This window comes from Parasphingomonas puruogangriensis (assembly GCF_036663635.1).
Taxonomy (GTDB): Bacteria; Pseudomonadota; Alphaproteobacteria; order Sphingomonadales; family Sphingomonadaceae; genus Sphingomonas.
The window spans coordinates 123860-135578 of sequence record NZ_JAXOJI010000005.1 but is presented as its reverse complement, the minus strand read 5'-3'; the positions used below and the strand labels follow the sequence as shown (position 1 = coordinate 135578).

Annotated in this window: 13 protein-coding genes and 1 tRNA gene; 11 read left to right on the top strand and 3 right to left on the bottom strand. The window is 66.5% G+C overall.

Annotated elements, in window-relative coordinates; translation table 11 throughout:
- Nucleotides 1-12: 12 nt before the first annotated feature.
- Nucleotides 13-1644, top strand: coding sequence for a M28 family peptidase (locus U1739_RS13595; protein WP_332708952.1), 1632 nt, complete (start codon nt 13-15; stop codon nt 1642-1644).
- A gap of 1 nt (nt 1645) precedes the next feature.
- Nucleotides 1646-2617: an agmatine deiminase family protein gene (locus tag U1739_RS13590; RefSeq protein WP_332708950.1), complete on the top strand. Its 972-nt coding sequence runs from the start codon at nt 1646-1648 to the stop codon at nt 2615-2617.
- A gap of 99 nt (nt 2618-2716) precedes the next feature.
- On the opposite strand, the gene U1739_RS13585 is transcribed toward U1739_RS13590, so the two are convergent.
- Complete coding sequence (locus tag U1739_RS13585) at nt 2717-3115, bottom strand: low affinity iron permease family protein (RefSeq protein ID WP_332708948.1); 399 nt, start codon at nt 3113-3115, stop codon at nt 2717-2719.
- Nucleotides 3116-3165: 50 nt separating this feature from the next.
- Here U1739_RS13585 and aguB point away from each other — a divergent pair, with 50 nt between their 5' ends.
- The 8 genes from aguB (at nt 3166) to U1739_RS13545 (ending at nt 7265) form a co-directional block, all read left to right on the top strand.
- Nucleotides 3166-4014, top strand: coding sequence for an N-carbamoylputrescine amidase (gene aguB, locus U1739_RS13580; RefSeq protein ID WP_332708946.1), 849 nt, complete (start codon nt 3166-3168; stop codon nt 4012-4014).
- A 15-nt stretch (nt 4015-4029) separates the two neighbouring features.
- Nucleotides 4030-4524 carry a sigma factor-like helix-turn-helix DNA-binding protein gene (locus U1739_RS13575; protein WP_332708944.1) on the top strand — a complete coding sequence of 165 codons (495 nt, stop codon included), beginning with the start codon at nt 4030-4032 and terminating at the stop codon, nt 4522-4524.
- A gap of 50 nt (nt 4525-4574) precedes the next feature.
- The gene (locus U1739_RS13570; RefSeq protein WP_332708943.1) at nt 4575-4943 is read left to right on the top strand and encodes a hypothetical protein; all 369 of its coding nucleotides are present in this window, start codon (nt 4575-4577) and stop codon (nt 4941-4943) included.
- A gap of 46 nt (nt 4944-4989) precedes the next feature.
- Nucleotides 4990-5436, top strand: coding sequence for a hypothetical protein (locus U1739_RS13565; RefSeq protein WP_332708941.1), 447 nt, complete (start codon nt 4990-4992; stop codon nt 5434-5436).
- Between the two features lie 22 nt (nt 5437-5458).
- Nucleotides 5459-5818 (top strand): hypothetical protein, encoded by a 360-nt coding sequence (locus U1739_RS13560; protein WP_332708939.1) that lies wholly within the window; start codon nt 5459-5461, stop codon nt 5816-5818.
- Between the two features lie 92 nt (nt 5819-5910).
- On the top strand, nt 5911-6393 hold the full coding sequence (folK, locus tag U1739_RS13555; RefSeq protein WP_332708937.1) for a 2-amino-4-hydroxy-6-hydroxymethyldihydropteridine diphosphokinase: 483 nt from the start codon (nt 5911-5913) through the stop codon (nt 6391-6393).
- 16 nt (nt 6394-6409) lie between these two features.
- Nucleotides 6410-6485, top strand: a tRNA-Lys gene (locus U1739_RS13550).
- Nucleotides 6486-6500: 15 nt separating this feature from the next.
- A complete protein-coding gene (locus tag U1739_RS13545; RefSeq protein ID WP_332708935.1) occupies nt 6501-7265 on the top strand; it encodes a phosphatase PAP2 family protein in 765 nt (254 codons plus the stop codon).
- Here U1739_RS13545 and U1739_RS13540 read toward each other — a convergent pair.
- Nucleotides 7242-8093 carry an HpcH/HpaI aldolase/citrate lyase family protein gene (locus U1739_RS13540; RefSeq protein ID WP_332708933.1) on the bottom strand — a complete coding sequence of 284 codons (852 nt, stop codon included), beginning with the start codon at nt 8091-8093 and terminating at the stop codon, nt 7242-7244. The genes U1739_RS13545 and U1739_RS13540 overlap by 24 nt on opposite strands.
- Before the next feature lie 117 nt (nt 8094-8210).
- Between U1739_RS13540 and U1739_RS13535 the strand changes: the two genes are divergently transcribed.
- Complete coding sequence (locus U1739_RS13535) at nt 8211-10331, top strand: TonB-dependent receptor (RefSeq protein ID WP_332708931.1); 2121 nt, start codon at nt 8211-8213, stop codon at nt 10329-10331.
- Nucleotides 10332-10513: 182 nt separating this feature from the next.
- On the opposite strand, the gene U1739_RS13530 is transcribed toward U1739_RS13535, so the two are convergent.
- Nucleotides 10514-11515 carry a threonine aldolase family protein gene (locus U1739_RS13530; RefSeq protein ID WP_332708929.1) on the bottom strand — a complete coding sequence of 334 codons (1002 nt, stop codon included), beginning with the start codon at nt 11513-11515 and terminating at the stop codon, nt 10514-10516.
- Between the last annotated feature and the right edge of the window lie 204 nt (nt 11516-11719).

Below are 11719 nucleotides of genomic sequence, written 5' to 3'. Positions count from 1 at the left end.
AGTCCGCCGCCGATGCGTCCAGTCTTTATCGCCGTCCTGCTCATGACCGGCCCGGCGGCCGCGCAGCAGGCGACACCCGCCATCTCGGTCGAGACGCTGAAGACCGTCACGCAGACCTTGTCGTCCGATGCCTATGAAGGCCGGGCGCCGACCACGCCGGCGGAGGACAAGACGACGGGCTATATCGTCGAACGATTCAAGCAGGCGGGGCTCAAGCCCGGCAATAAGGGCAGCTGGTATCAGGACGTGCCGCTGGTCGAGATCAGTGCGAACGACGTGACGCCGCTGACCTTTACCGGGGGCAAGACCCCGGTCTCCGCCGCCTATCGCTCCGATCTGGTGATCGCGACGTACCGCGTGACGCCCAGGATCGCGATCAAGGATAGCGACGTGGTGTTCGTCGGCTACGGCGTCAACGCGCCCGAGCGCGGCTGGAACGATTATGCCGGGGTCGATGTGAAGGGCAAGACGGTGGTCATCCTGATCAACGATCCCGATTGGCAGACGCAAGGGCTGCAGGGCGAGTTCGGCGGCCGCGCGATGACCTATTACGGGCGCTGGACCTACAAGTTCGAGGAAGCCGCACGCCAGGGCGCCGCCGCGGCGATCATCGTGCACGATACCGAGCCGGCCGCCTACGGCTGGGGCGTGGTGCAATCGTCCTGGACCGGGCCGCAGCTTGAACAGGATACGCCGGGCGATCATATGGATCAATCGCAGGCGGTGGGCTGGATCCAGAAGCCGGTGGCCCAGGCACTGTTCGCCAGCGCGGGCAAGGATTTCGCCGCGCTGGCCAAGGCCGCCGCGACCAAGGGATTCAAGGCGGTGCCATTGGGCGTGAAGGCCAGCGTCGGCTTTACCAACACGATCCGGCGCCAGGCCTCGAAGAACGTGGTCGGCATGCTGCCCGGCACGAGCGCGCCGGACGAGGTCGTGCTCTATTCCGCGCATTGGGATCATCTCGGCCGCTGCGACGCGGTGAAGGGCGACGACATCTGCAACGGCGCAGTCGATAACGCGTCCGGTATCGCCGGGTTGGTGGCGATCGCCGAGGCGTCGGTGAAAGCCGGGCCGACCAGGCGTAGCCAGGTGTTTCTGGCCGTGACGGGCGAGGAATCGGGGCTGCTGGGGTCTAAATTCTATGCCGAAAACCCGGTCTTCCCGCTCGCCCAGACGGTCGGCGGGGTCAACATGGATGGGCTCAACGTGGTCGGCAAGGCGAAGGATTTCGTGCTGGTCGGCGCGGGCAAGTCCGAGCTCGAAGATCTTGTCAAGTCATTGGTCGCTGCTGAGGGCCGCGTGATCGGGCTCGAGCCGACGCCGGAAAAGGGCTATTATTATCGCTCCGACCATTTCAGCATGGCCAAATTGGGCGTGCCGATGCTGTATGGCGAGAGCGGCGAGGATCTGGTCGTTGGCGGCACTGCCGCGGGACGCGCGGCGGCGGAAGATTATACCGTCAATCGCTATCACAAGCCGCAGGACGAATATGACGCCAGGTGGCAGTGGGACGGCGCGGTTTCCGATCTGACGATCTATTATGGCCTCGGCCATAGCCTGGCGGCCGGCACTGCCTGGCCGAACTGGTACCCCACGGCCGAATTCCGCGACACCCGCGACAAGAGCCGCGCTGGAGCGAAGTGACATGACGATGATAGTGCAGCCGGCGGAATGGGCGCCGCATGAGGCGGTGTGGATCGGCTTTCCCAGCCATGCCGAATTGTGGCTCGAGGATCTCGAACCGGCGCGTGCGGAGGTCGTCGCCTTCGCCCGCGCGGTGCATGCCGAGGGCCGCGGCGAGCGCGTGATCCTGGTCGCTGCCAATGACGCGGCGGGCGCCGCCGCCACGGCGGTGGCGGGCGATTTCGCCGACGTGGTAGTCGAGCCGTTCGGCGATATCTGGCTGCGCGATACCGCGGCGATCGTGCTGAGCGACGGCAGCGCGCGCGATTTCGGCTTCAATGGCTGGGGCGGGAAATATGACTTGCCGGGGGACGACGATGTCGGGCTGCGGCTGGCGGCACGGCGCGGTATCGTCACGGAAGGCCGCGATTGGGTGCTGGAAGGCGGCGCGATCGATGGCGACGGCACCGGGCTGGTGGTGACCACCGAGCAATGCCTGCTCAATCCCAATCGCAATCCGGGCCTGTCGAAGGACGAGATCGAGGCGCGGCTGCGCGACGATCTCGGTTTCACTCGCGTGCTGTGGCTCGGCGACGGACTGGTCAACGATCACACCGACGGTCATGTCGATAATCTCGCGCGCTTCGTCGGCGCGCACCGGCTGGCCTTGCCTGAAGGCGCGGACAACGATCCCAATTGGCAGGTTTTCCAGCACGCCAAGCGCCGTGCCGAGGAAGCGGGCGTGGAGATCGTGACGATCCCGTCGCCGGGGCGCATCCTGCGCGATGAGGAGATCGTGCCGGCGAGCTATATGAACTTCTATATCGGCAATGCCACGGTGGTCGTACCGCTGTACGGCGCGCCCAACGACGCGGCGGCGGTGGCGGCCATCGCCGCGTTGTTCCCGGGGCGCGAGACGGTCGGCTTGCGGGCGGATCATATCCTGACCGGCGGCGGCTCGTTCCACTGTATCAGCCAGCAGATTCCGGCTTGACCCTTTGCAGCTTCGACGCTGCAGCCGAATATCGTCATCCCAGCGCAGGCTGGGATCTCAAGTGGCAGCGCCGGACAGACGTAGGGGCAGACGAACAAGCTACAGCCGATCCAGCATCCGTTCGATCGATTCGTGATGCATGGCGTCGTCGCCGCCGGCGCGCTCCAGCATCGCCCGGATGCGCTCGAGTTCCTTTTCGGTCAGGTGCTCGATGCCGATGAATTCGTTGCGCGCATCTTTGGTCGCGCGGATGATCTCGTCGAGCTTGGCCTGGATCGCGCTGGCGTCGCGATTCTGCGCATTCTGGATCAGGAACACCATCAGGAAGGTGACGATCGTCGTGCCGGTGTTGATCACCAGCTGCCAGGTGTTCGAATAGTCGAATAGCGGCCCGGTGATGGCCCAGATCAGCACGATGGTGAAGGCCAGCACGAACGCCGGCGGCCGCCCGGCCCAGCTCGCCACGGCCTGTGCGCTCCGTTCGAAAAGTCGATCCATCGCCATCTCCTTGATTTGATACGCCTCGGGCGAACGGCTAAGACGCCGTCATGACCGAAATCACCGTCGCCGCACTGCAACTTGCCTTCACCCCGCATATGGACGCCAATATCGCCCGCGTCTCGACGCTCGTGCGCGAGGCGGCCGGGCAGGGCGCGCAAGTGATTCTGCCGCCCGAACTGTTCGAAGGCGAGTATTTCTGCCGCGTCGAAGATGAGGGGCTGTTCGCGCAGGCGAAGCCGGTCGGCCAGCACCAGGCGGTGCTGGCGATGCAGGCGCTGGCCAAGGAATTGGCTGTGACCATCCCGACCAGCTTCTTCGAGGCGGACGGGCCGCATCACTACAATTCGCTGGCGATGATCGGGCCGGATGGCGCGGTGATGGGCGTGTACCGCAAGAGCCACATTCCCGATGGCCCGGGTTATGAAGAGAAATTCTATTTCCGCCCCGGCAATACCGGGTTCAAGGTCTGGCCTGGCCCGAACGCGACCTTGGGCGTGGGCGTGTGCTGGGACCAATGGTATCCGGAGACGGCGCGCGCGATGATGCTGATGGGCGCCGAGATCCTGTTCTACCCGACCGCGATCGGCAGCGAGCCGCACGATACCTCGCTGGATACCGCCCGGCTGTGGCGGCGCGCGATGGTCGGCCATGCCGTGTCGAACGTCGTGCCGATCGTCGCCGCCAATCGCATCGGCACCGAACATGGCCAGACCTTCTACGGCACTAGCTTCATCACCGACGAGCGCGGTGACATCCTGGCCGAGCTCGGCCGCGAGGAAGAAGGCGTGATCGTCGCCACGCTCGACCTTGACCGTATCAAGCGCCACCGCGCGGCGTTCGGCTTCTTCCGCGATCGACGGCCCGATCTGTACGGCCGCCTCGTCCAGGATGTGTGACGCGGTATCCCAGTCATGACGACGGCGCGCTTCGACCGCGTGACCGAGCCGCAGCGCGAATGCCTGCGGCTCGTGCTGACGCGGCACAATTCCAAGGAAATCGCGCAGACGCTCGGCGTGTCCCCAGTGACGGTCGACAAACGCATCGGCCGCGCCGTCGGTACGTTGGGGGTGGCGACGCGCTTCGAAGCGGCGCGGTTGCTCGCGCTGCACGAGGGCGGGACATACCAGCCATTGGTATACCAACCACCGGACATTGTTCTGCCGGTGGATTCGGCCATCACCGGGGCGTCCGAGGCGCTGGCACCGACGGGCGACAGCGATGCGGCGGGGGCCGGGTGGCTGCCGCTCCGACCCCGGGGGGGCAGGTATAACACCCTGACCGTGTGGCAGCGGCTGCTGTGGATCTTCACGATCCCGGCGGCACTCGCGGTGGCGGTGGGCATGCTGGGCTTCGGGCTCAGCGTGGTGGGGAAGATCCTCCAGTTCGTCGGCGTCGTGGTGTCCTGACGACGGGCGCAACCCGGCTCGCGGCGAGCCGAGCACGGAGGATGATCGTGATGACCGATACCCAAGCGATTGCCGGCCAGGTCGGGACGTTGCTCTACAAGCTCGAAATGCTGATCGACGAAGCGGTCAGTTGCGGCGCGGAACTGACCGCCGCATTGCCGCGCGCACGGGTCGAGGCGAAGCTGCCGGCTTTGGTGGGCCAGCATTCGCTCGATACGCTGACCGAGGCGGTGCAATCGTTGGTCGCCGCGCGGCGCCAGACCATCGCCACGCACAAGCATCTCGACAAGGTTCGCGAATTGATGGGCCTGCCGGTGATCAGCTTTGGCGAGGAAGGCCCCAAGCCGCCCTCCAAGCTGCTCACCGGCGTGGCGCGTCCCGATCACCTGCGCCCGGATCACCTGCGGGTCGCAGCATGACTTTCGGCGCGGTTGCCTCGACCCCAACCGCGCCGGAAACCGTCCGGTGCTCGTAATCCTGTTCAACGTGCTGCTCGGCGCCACGGCGTTGTACGCATTCGTTCGGGGGGGCGCACCGGAACGCGTGGTGGCGGTGGCGTTCATCGCTGCCGCCACTGCCAGCTTCGCGGCCCGGCCGCTGGCCGATGCGCGTTATCAGGATACCGAATTCGGGCTGTTGCTGATCGATGTCGCCTTGCTGGCCGTGCTGGTCGCGGTGGCCTTATGGGCGAACCGCTTCTGGCCGATCTGGATCGCCGCGTTCCAGCTGTTCGCGCTGCTGGTCCATATCGCCATGCTGTACCAGCAGGACGTGCTGCCGATCGTCTATTTCGTGGTCATCTCGCGCATCGCCTATCCGATGCTGCTGATGTTAATGGTGGGGACGACGCTGCACTTCCAGCGACTGAAGCGGCACGGCGCGGATCCCGACTGGATCCGCCAGAACATCTGAACAGGGTCGGGAACCGCAGGCAATGCCAGAGAGATTTATCGGCGCGGCGGGCAGCGGGCGGCCCACGGCGCATGACATCGCCACGCGCATGCTGGCCTTCAGCCAGACGCGGCTGGCGGCGTTTGCCGCCTATGACATGGTGGTCAACGATGTGGCGTGGGATCTGCTGCTCAGCCTGTTCATCGCGCACGAACGCGGGCGGCGCGTGACGGTGCAGAAATTGTGCGACGCGGTGCCCTTGCCGGGTGCGGTGACGCTCCGCTGGGTACTTGCGCTGCGTACCAGCGGGTTGCTGCGCTATAATGATCAGGAAGGGATGGCCGCGCAGGTCCGGCTGACGCCGGCGGCGGACGGCGTGGTGCGCGGGCTGATCGAGGCATAGTCGCGTCGGAATACGTCCCCGAGGCGCAGGCGAGCGGGACGGTCGATCAACCGCCCGGTGTACAGCCGGGCCGGATACGGTAGGGCGGCTGGGTGACCTACCGCTATGTCATTGCCATCGGATCCAATCGTCGCGGCCGTCATGGGGCGCCGACGCGCGAAGTGGCGGCGGCGATTCGCGCGCTGGGCGATGTGCGCGCGGCGTCGCCGATCCTCGCCACCGCACCGCTCGGGCCGTCGATCCGGCGCTTCGCCAACGCCGTAGCGTTGATCGAAACGATGGAGACGCCGCCCGCCTTGCTCGCCCGGCTCAAGCGACTCGAGCGCGATTTCGGCCGGCGCCGCGGGCGGCGCTGGGGTGCGCGGGTGATCGATCTCGATATCGTTCTGTGGTCGGGCGGGGTGTGGCGCGCGCCGGCCCTGGCCGTGCCACATCGTGCGTTCCGCGAGCGGCGCTTCGTGCTGGATTGTCTGCTGTGGATCGTCCCCGATTGGCGCGATCCGGTGACGGGCTTTAGCATCCGCCAACTGACTTACCGGGCGCAGGCGGTTGACCGCAGGCGCGCGCGTCCGTAACGCGCATCCCTTGGTCGGGCCCGTAGCTCAGTTGGTAGAGCAACGGACTTTTAATCTGTAGGTCTCGGGTTCGAATCCCGACGGGCCCACCAAGTCAGGCGTATGCGATGACCGCCACCTCCCTCCCGCCGCATCATGCGATCCATGCCGAGGGTGCCGATGCGCGCGGCGTCGTGCCGGGCAATGTCCGCCATCTGCCGTGGCTGCTGATCTCCGGCGCGGCCTTGGGCCTGGCGATCCTGATCGTTGGCGCGGTCGGCGCGTTGATCGATCGCGGCTGGGAATTGAGCGTCGATCGCGCGATCATGCTGTGGACGCGGCATGGCAGCGCGCACGGCATACCGATCGGCCCGCCCTGGGTGCGCTCGGCCATGGTCGATATCACCGCGCTCGGCGGCGTGACCGTGCTGACCGTCATCACCGTCATCGTCATCGGCTTCCTGGCGCTCAAGCGCCTATGGTTGACGATGTGGCTGGTGCTGGGCGGCACGATCAGCGGGGCCATCGCCGTCGCCGTCGCCAAGTCGATCGTCGCACGGCCGCGCCCCGAGATCATCGACCATCTCGTCACCGTATCCTCCGCCAGCTTTCCCAGCGGCCATGCCACGAGCAGCGCGATCGTCTATCTCACGCTGGCGGCATTGATCATGCAGATCGTCCCCGGGCGCTTGGTGCGCGGCTATATCATCTGCGCTGCGGCATTGCTGGTCGGCGCGATCGGCTGCAGCCGCGTCTATCTTGGCGTGCATTGGCCGAGCGACGTGCTCACCGGCTGGGGGTTCGGCGCATTATGGGCGCTGATGTGGTGGGGGATCGGCGCCTGGGCCCGGCTCAGGCGCGCGGGGCGGTCATTGCTCCATCCCGGCGAGTAACGCGCGGGCCGCCTTCAGGTGGGGGGCGTCGACCATCCGGCCGTCCAGTGCGAGCGCACCGGCATCGGGATTGGCGGCGAACAAGGCGACGACGGCGCGGGCATGGGCGATTTCCGCCTCGGACGGCGAGAAAGCGGCATTGATCACCGCGACCTGCGCCGGATGAATCGCCATCATGCCGGTAAAGCCGTCGCGCCGGCCGCGCGCGGCATAAGCGGCGAGGCCGTCGAGATCGCGGAAATCGGGATAGACGGTTTCGATCGCCGGCACGCCGGCGGCATGCGCGCCGAACAGGGTCAGCGATCGGGCGAGCTGATAGGGCGCCGTGTAGCTGCCGTCGGGCTCGCGCGAGGTCGCCGCGCCGATCGCAGCGGGGAGGTCCTCGGCGCCCCAGGTGAGCCCGGCGAGCCGCGCGGTCACGCCACCATAAGTGCCGAGCGCGAAGATCGCCGCCGGCGTTTCGGTGGCGATCGGCAGGATCAGCGTGTCGCCAGTCAGCTGCGCATCGAGCATGCGGAGCGAGGCCGCGCCCTCGGCCTTGGGCAACACGATGCCGTCGGGCCGGGCGGGCAGGATGGCGGCCAGATCGGCTTCCGCCAGGCCACTGTCGAGCGGGTTGATGCGCACGAAAATCGTCATCGGCGGCCGCTTGGCAAGCAAGGCGGCAACGGCGGTGCGAGCGGCGGGCTTGTTGGGCAGCGCCACCGCGTCCTCGAGATCGAGGATCAGCGCGTCGGCGCCAAGCCCGAGCGCCTTTTCCATCCGCTCGGGGCGGTCGCCGGGGACGAACAAGAGCGAGCGCAGGCGGGGCATTTCGGGTCCGTTCATTGCAGGGCGCCACAATCCTAGCGGCGGGCGAAGCGTTCGGGAAGCGCGGTGAAGCGGCTTGAGACTTTGTATCATATCATTTATTGCGCCGCACAAGATCACGATAAAGGGCCCACCATGATTCGTTCGCTTTTGCTTGCCGGTACCGCGCTGACCGTTTCCCTACCTGCCATGGCGCAGACCTCGACCGACGCGGGCAAGGAAGGGCAGGAGATCATCGTCACCGCGCCGGTCTCGCGCAGCGAAACCGATGTGTTGCAGGGCACCTCGATCCTCACCGGCGAGGAATTGACCCGCGAACTCCGGCCGACCATCGGCGAGACGCTGGCGCGCCAGCCGGGCGTGTCGGCATCGTCGTTTGGCCCTAACGCGTCGCGCCCGATCCTGCGCGGCTTCCAGGGCGAGCGTATTCGCGTGCTGACCGACGGGATCGGCTCGATCGACGTGTCGAACACCTCGGCCGATCATGCCGTGATCATCGATCCGTTGCTCGCCGAGCGTATCGAAGTGCTGCGCGGGCCGTCGGCCTTGTTGTTCGGCTCGTCGGCCGTGGGCGGCGTGGTCAATGTCGTCGATACGCGTATTCCGCGCACCGTGCCGGCCAACGGTTACCGGCTGAACGGCATCGCCAATTACGGCTCGGCATCGGACGAGCGCTCGGGCGGCATGGCCGGCGACGTGGCGGTGGGCGAGCATCTCGTGCTGCATGCCGATGGATCATATTTGAAGACCGGCGATCTGCGCACCGGCAAGGGCTATCTGCTGTCCAAGACCGCGCGCGCCGCGGCGCTGTCGCAGGTCGGGCTGCCGCAGGATAGCGATGAGCCGATCGACTTCGCTGCGTCCGCCAATCTGAAAGGCAGATTGCCCAATTCGGCGGCGGAAACCTGGACCGCGGGCGTCGGCGCGGCGATCATCACCGATACCGGCACGCTGGGCGTGTCCTACAGCCATTATGACAGCCTGTACGGCGTCCCGATCCGCTACGCGACGGAGGTGGGCCAGGAGCAGGAAGCGCCGCGGCTCGACGTGGTGCAGAACCGCGTCGATCTGCGCGCCGAGGTCAATACCGGCGGCGGCTTCCTCGACAAGATCCGGCTGCGTGCCGGCCAGGCGACCTATCGCCATTTCGAGCTGGAGCCGGACAATTCGGTCGGCACCGCCTTCTTCAACAAGGGGCTCGAGGGGCGGCTCGAGCTGGTCCAGGCCAATCGCGGCGGCTGGCAGGGGGCGAGCGGCGTGCAGTTCTTCAACCGGATCTTCGATGTGAAGGGCGATGAGGCGTTTCTGCCCAGGAACGAGACCAACCAGACCGGATTGTTCACGCTGCAACAATATAGTTCGGGCAAGTTCAAGGCCGAAGGCGGGCTGCGTTACGAAGCGACCTCCGCTGCGGCGCGGACGATTGCGGGGGACGAACGCTTCTTCAATGGCGAGCGCACCTTCCAGGCCGTGTCGGGGTCGATCGGCGCGTCCTACGGCGTGACCGATGCGGTGCGCTTCGGGCTCAACCTGTCGCACACCGAGCGCGCGCCGTCGGCGGAGGAATTGTTCGCCAATGGCGGGCATGCCGGCACGCAAGCCTATGAGCTGGGCAATGCCGATTTCCGGCTGGAAAAGTCGAATGGCGCGGAAGCGACGATGCACGTGCATGGCGATGGCTTCAGCCTCGATGCGTCGGCCTATTATACGAAGTTCTCCAACTATATTTCGGAGAACCAGGTCGGTCAGGCGGTATGCGAAGCGGCCGCAGCGCCGTCCGGCCGCGACGTGGATCTGCCCTGCTTCCAGTATCAGCAGCAGGATGCGCGTTATTACGGGTTCGAGGCGGATGCCTCGCTGCGCGTCGCGACTTTGGGTCAATATACGGTCAATGCCGATCTGCTCGGCGATTATGTCCGCGCCAACATCATCGATCAGGGCGATGTGCCGCGCATTCCGCCGGCGCGCGTGCTGGGGGGAATCGAGGCGCAGGGCGATCGGCTGCAGGGCCGCGTGGAAGTGGAACATGTGTTCGAGCAGAACCGCATCGCTACGTTCGAAACCCCGACCGACGATTATACGATGGTCAATGCCTCGATCGGCTTCTCGCCCTTCGGCAAGCATAGCAAGACCAGCTTCCTGATCAGCGCGAACAATATCTTCGATGTCGAAGCGCGGCGCAGCGCAAGCTTCCTGAAGGATTTCGCGCCATTGGCGGGCCGCGACATCCGCGCGACGCTGCGCTTCGGGCTGTAACGTACTCCTCCCCGGGACGGGGAGGGGGACCATTTGCGTCCTTCACGCAAATGGTGGAGGGGGCGGGCCGGCCACGGGACGGTTGCGTGAGCGCGCTGTTCCAACGCGTCGCGGTACCGGCCCGCCCCCTCCACCACTCCGCTGAAGGAGCCGAGCGGCCCCCCTCCCCGTTCCGGGGAGGATTAAAGCGCCGCGATCGCTTCGGCGAGTGGGCGGATCTGCTCAGGCTGCTGGTCCCACGAGGTGACCAGGCGGATTTCGCCGTCGGCCCAATCGTAGAAATCGAAACCCTTGGCGCGCAAGCGCGCCGCTTCGTCCGCGGTGGCGCGCAGGAACAGCTCGTTGGCCTCGACCGGGTGGAGCAGGCGGTCGCCGGCGGCCCCGGCCAGCAAGGCCGCGCCGGCATTGGCCGCGCGCGCCGTTTCCAGCCACAGGTCATCGTCGAGCATGGCCAGCAATTGCGCGGCGAGATAGCGGCCCTTGGACAGCAACAGGCCGGCGCGCTTGCGGCGCATCAGCGTCGCGGCGGCAAGATCGCGCTTGAAGAAGATCAGCGCCTCGGCGCTCATCCCGCCATTCTTGATGAAGCCGAAGCTGAGGATATCGATACCCGCGCGCCAGGTGACGTCGGCCGGGCTGCAGCCCAGATGCGCGACGGCATTGGCGAAACGCGCGCCATCCATATGGAAGCCCAGACCGCGCGCCTTGGCTAGCGCACCGATCGCGGCGACCTCGCCAGGCGTGTAGACGCGGCCATATTCGGTAGCGTTGGTGATCGACAGCGCGTGCGGCTGGACGCGGTGGACGTCGTTGGCGATGCTGTCGAGCAGGGTGGTGATCGTCGCCGGGGTCAGCTTGGCGCCGTCGCCGTCGCCGAGCATCAATTTGGCGCCGTGCGTGTAGAATTCGGGCGCGCCGCATTCGTCATTCTGGATATGCGCATCGCGGTGGCACACCACGCCGCCATAGGGTGGGCAGAGCGCCGCCAGCGCAAGGCAATTGGCCGCCGTGCCGGACGGCACCCACAAGGCCGTCACTTCGGTTTCGAACAGCGCCGAGAAGCGCGCGTCGAGCGATTTGCTCAGCGCGTCCCCATCATAGGCGGTGTCGAGCGTATTGGCTTGGCCGAGCGCGGCCAGGACGGCGGGGTGCACGGGGGCGGCATTGTCTGAGAAGAAGCGCATGGGGTGGGCATTGCGGTGCGGTGGGGGTGGCGTCAACCGGGCATATAGTGCGCGAATGTGACGGCGATCGCGCGCCCGCATCGTTCCGTCATCCCAGCGAAAGCTGGGATCTCAAGCGGCCAAGGTCGGACAAGAGCCGCACGAGACCCCAGCTTGCGCTGGGGTGACGGATCGTCCTGCCGGGCAGGTACCACGCCACGGAGG